Origin of the sequence: Streptomyces ossamyceticus (assembly GCF_001418475.1) — a bacterium.
Taxonomy (GTDB): domain Bacteria; phylum Actinomycetota; class Actinomycetes; order Streptomycetales; family Streptomycetaceae; genus Streptomyces; species Streptomyces ossamyceticus.
Genome location: NZ_LIQX01000365.1, coordinates 1 through 4,737, shown reverse-complemented (window position 1 = coordinate 4,737; position 4,737 = coordinate 1). Strand labels below are relative to the sequence as shown.

General features: G+C 74.2%; 1 protein-coding gene and 2 pseudogenes. All 3 read left to right on the top strand.

Features of this window, described 5'->3' with window-relative positions; all coding sequences use genetic code 11:
• Nucleotides 1–3,495, top strand: a 3,495-nt coding sequence (locus AOK15_RS25595) for a 5-oxoprolinase/urea amidolyase family protein (protein ID WP_063799052.1), incomplete at its 5' end; no start/stop codon positions are given.
• A 178-nt stretch (nucleotides 3,496–3,673) separates the two neighbouring features.
• Nucleotides 3,674–4,513 (top strand): annotated as a pseudogene (locus tag AOK15_RS25590) (amidase family protein); the annotation flags it as partial.
• 2 nt (nucleotides 4,514–4,515) lie between these two features.
• A pseudogene (locus AOK15_RS47260) lies at nucleotides 4,516–4,737 on the top strand (allophanate hydrolase); the annotation flags it as partial.

Genomic DNA, 4,737 nt, shown 5'->3' with positions numbered 1-4,737 from the left:
GTCGCCAACCGGGGCGAGATCGCCGTCCGTGTCCTCCGTACCGCCCGCGACCTGGGCCTGCGCACGGTCGCGGTGTACTCCGACGCCGACCGCGCCGCACCCCACGTCCGCCTCGCCGACACGGCCGTACGGCTCGGTCCGGCGCCCGCGCAGGAGTCGTACCTCGACGCCGACCTGGTGCTTAGGGCGGCGAAGGACTCGGGCGCGGGCGCCGTCCACCCCGGCTACGGCTTCCTGTCCGAGGACGCCGCCTTCGCCCGCCGCTGCGCGGACGCCGGGATCGTGTTCGTGGGCCCCACCCCCGAGCAGTTGGAGCTGTTCGGTGCGAAGCACACCGCGCGGGCCGCCGCCGAGGCGGCGGGCGTCCCGCTGCTCCCCGGCACGGGCCTGCTGGCCTCCCTCGACGAGGCCCTCGACCACGCCGAGGCCGTCGGTTACCCGGTGATGCTGAAGGCCACCGGCGGCGGGGGCGGCATCGGTATGTCGGCCTGCCGCTCCGCCGCCGAACTGGCGGAGGCATGGACGCGGGTGCAGCGGGCCGCCGCCGCCTCGTTCTCCTCCACCGGTGTCTACCTCGAACGCCTCGTCGAACGCGCCCGCCATGTCGAGGTGCAGGTCTTCGGCGACGGCGACGGCCACGTCATCACCTTCGGCGACCGCGACTGCTCCCTGCAGCGCCGCCACCAGAAGGTCGTCGAGGAGGCCCCGGCCCCCGGCCTGCCCACCGCCGTCTGTGAGCGGCTCGCCACGTCGGCACGCGACCTGTGTGCGAGCGTCGCCTACCGCTCCGCCGGAACCGTCGAGTTCGTGTACGACCCGGAGCGCGGCGAGGCGTACTTCCTGGAGGTCAACACCCGCCTCCAGGTGGAGCACCCGGTCACCGAGGAGACCCACGGCGTCGACCTCGTCGCCTGGATGCTGCGCCTGGCACGCGGCGAGTCGGACGTCGTCCGCGACCCTGGGCCGCCCCGCGGCCACGCCGTCGAGGCCCGGATCTACGCCGAGGACCCGTCCCGCGGACACCGGCCGAGCGCCGGCCTGTTGACGCGGGTGGAGTTCCCGCAGGGCGTCCGCGTGGACGGCTGGGTGGAGACCGGCACCGAGGTGACGACGTCGTACGACCCGCTGCTCGCCAAGGTCGTCGCCCATGGACCGGACCGCGCCCACGCCCTGCGCCGGCTCGACGAGGCGCTGTCCCGGACCCGGATCGACGGCATCGAGACCAATCTGGGCCAGCTCAGGGCCGCCCTGCAAAGCCCTGACCTGCGGCGGGCGACGCATTCCACCGCCACTCTCGCGACCGTGAGCGACCCGACGCCCCGTGTCGAGGTGGTCTCCGGCGGCACCCTCACCACCGTGCAGGACTGGCCCGGACGCACCGGCTACTGGCAGGTCGGCGTTCCGCCCTGCGGTCCCATGGACGACCTGTCCTTCCGCCTCGGCAACACGGCGCTCGGCAACCCCGAGGGCGCACCGGGCCTCGAATGCACCCTGCGGGGGCCGTCCCTGCGGTTCACCCACGCCACCACGGTGTGCGTGACGGGCGCCCCGGCCCCGGTGACCGTCGACGGCTCACCCGTACCGCAGTGGGAACCGGTGACCGTGGCCGCCGGAGCCGTACTGGCCGTCGACGCCCCCACCCGACACGGCCTGCGTACCTACGTGTTGTTCGCCGAGGGCGGCCTGGACGTGCCGTCGTTCCTCGGCAGCGCGGCCACCTTCACCCTGGGGCGCTTCGGCGGCCACGGCGGCCGGGAGCTGCGGACGGGCGACGTGCTGCACGGCGGAGGGGTCACCGAAGGCAGCCCCGTACCGACCGGGGCCCGCCCGGTCTTCGGCTCGACCTGGCAGGTGGCCGCCCTCGAAGGGCCGCACGCGGCACCGGAGTTCTTCACCGAGGAGGACATCCACGAGTTCTACGCCGCCGACTGGAAGGTCCACTTCAACTCGGCCCGCACCGGCGTACGGCTCATCGGCCCGAAGCCCCGCTGGGCGCGGACCGACGGCGGCGAGGCGGGTCTGCACCCCTCCAACATCCACGACACCCCGTACTCGGTCGGCGCCGTCGACTACACCGGCGACATGCCCGTCCTGCTCGGCCCCGACGGCCCCTCGCTCGGCGGTTTCGTCTGCCCGGCCACGGTGATCTCCACGGAACGCTGGAAGCTGGGGCAGCTCCGCCCGGGCGACACGGTCCGCTTCCTGCCCGTCGCCGACGACGCCTCGCCCCGCCCCGCGATCGTCGACGGCGGTGTCCTGGCCCGGGACGGCGAGGTGACGTACCGCCGCAGCGGCGACGACAACCTGCTCGTCGAGTTCGGCCCCATGCAGCTGGACCTGGGTCTGCGGATGCGGGTGCACGCCCTGATGGAGGCGGTGGCCGAGACGGGCCCCGCCGGCGTCACCGACCTCACCCCCGGCATCCGCTCCCTCCAGATCCGCACCGACCCGGCCCGGCTCCCGCAACCCGAACTCCTGTCCACCGTACGGAGGATCGTCTCCTCCCTGCCCCCCGCGGACGAGCTGGTCGTCCCCTCCCGCACGATCCACCTCCCCCTGTCCTGGGACGATCCGGCGACCCGTGAGGCCATCGCCCGCTACATGGCCGGTGTCCGCGACGACGCACCCTGGTGCCCGTGGAACATCGAGTTCATCCGCCGCGTCAACGGCCTGGAATCGGTGGCGGACGTGTATGACACGGTGTTCACCGCCGAGTACCTGGTCCTGGGCCTGGGCGACGTGTACCTGGGCGCGCCGGTGGCGACCCCGCTCGACCCGCGCCACCGCCTGGTGACGACGAAGTACAACCCCGCCCGCACCTGGACCGCCGAGAACTCGGTGGGCATCGGCGGCGCCTACCTGTGCGTCTACGGCATGGAGGGCCCCGGCGGCTACCAGTTCGTCGGCCGCACCACCCAGGTCTGGTCCCCCTGGCAGCAGCGCGGCGCCTTCGAGGCGGGCTCCCCCTGGCTGCTGCGCTTCTTCGACCGTGTGAAGTGGTATCCGGTGGACGCGGACGAACTACTCGCCCTGCGGGCCGACATCATCTCCGGCCGCTTCGTCCCGCGGATCGAGGAGGGCGAGTTCTCCCTCGCCGACCACCAGCGGTTCCTGACCGAACACGCCGACTCCATAGCCGAGTTCAGGTCCCGCCAGCGGTCCGCCTTCGCCGCGGAGCGAGCCGCCTGGGAGGCCGCCGGCGAGTTCGCCCGAGCGGAGGCCGCCACCGCCGCACCGGTGCCCGTGACGGAGATCGACGTCCCTGAGGGCGGGCGGGTGATCGAGGCGGAGTTCGCCGCGTCGGTGTGGCAGCTCCACGTCCGGCCCGGCGACCGAGTGACCACCGGCCGACCCCTGCTGACCCTGGAGGCCATGAAGATGGAGTCCCGCGTCCACTCCCCCCTGAACGGCGTGGTGCACAGGACTTTGACCGTTCCCGGCGCCCAGGTCCAGGCGGGCACACCCCTCCTCGTCCTGACCCCCGACACAGACTGATCGGGACTCGCCCCGCACGCCAAACCGGCAGGATCCGCCCCCCACCGGCAGGAACTGGCCCCCCGCTCGCCCACCGGCAGGGGCTGGCCCCCTTCGCCGACGGGCAGGGGCTGGCCCCCGCACACCGACTCGCACGGGCTCACCCCGCCCGACGGACCGTCCCAGCCCAGGAGCACCGATGCCGCACCCGTCGCCGCCCCCTCACCCGTCCCCGACCCTGACCCGAGTCCGCCTTGCGTACGCGCGCCTCGACGCCGTGCACCGCCCGGAGGTCTGGATCGACCTGCGCGCCCGATCGGACGTCGAGGCGGAGGCCAGGGCCGTGGACGCCCGCCTCGCCGCGGGCGACCGGCTGCCCCTCGCCGGTCGGCTCCTCGCCGTCAAGGGCAACATCGACGTCCGCGGCCTCCCCACGACCGCCGGCTGCCCGGCCTACGCGTACACGCCGGACGAGGACGCCCCGGTCGTCGCCCGTCTCCGCGAGGCCGGCGCGATCGTCCTGGGCACCACCAACCTGGACCAGTTCGCGACCGGCCTCGTCGGCACCCGTTCTCCGTTCGGCGCCGTCCGCAACGCCCACGACCCGTCCCGGGTCAGCGGCGGCTCCAGCTCGGGTTCGGCCGTGGCGGTGGCGCTCGGCGTCGTCGACCTCGCCCTCGGTACGGACACGGCGGGCTCGGGCCGCGTCCCCGCCGCCTTCAACGGCATCGTCGGTCTGAAGCCCACCCGCGGTCTGGTCCCCACCACCGGCGTGGTCCCGGCCTGCGCCTCCCTCGACTGTGTGACGGTGTTCGCCCGCACCCTCCCGGAGGCCGAGCAGGCCCTCACCCACATGGCCTCCCCGTCGGCCCGCGCCCTCCCGGCCCTTCCACAGCGCACACCGGGTCCGTGGCGTGTCGCCGTCCCGCCGCGCGGGCAGCTCGGCGACCTGGACGACGGCTGGGCGGAGGCGTACGAGGCGGCGGTGACGCGACTGGGCGACGCGGGCGTGGAGATCCGCGCCCTGGACCTCACCCCGNNCCAGGGCGCGTTCGTGGCGGAGCGGTACACGGCGGTGGGCGCCTTCGTCGACAAGGCGCTCGCCGACGGTGTGGAGGGCCTCGATCCGACCGTGGCCGGCATCATCGGCCGCGCCCGCGAGATCCCGGCCCATCAACTCTTCGCCGACCAGGACCGGCTGGCCACGCTACGCGCCCACGCCCTTGCCGAACTGGCCGGCGCGGACGCCCTGCTGCTGCCGAC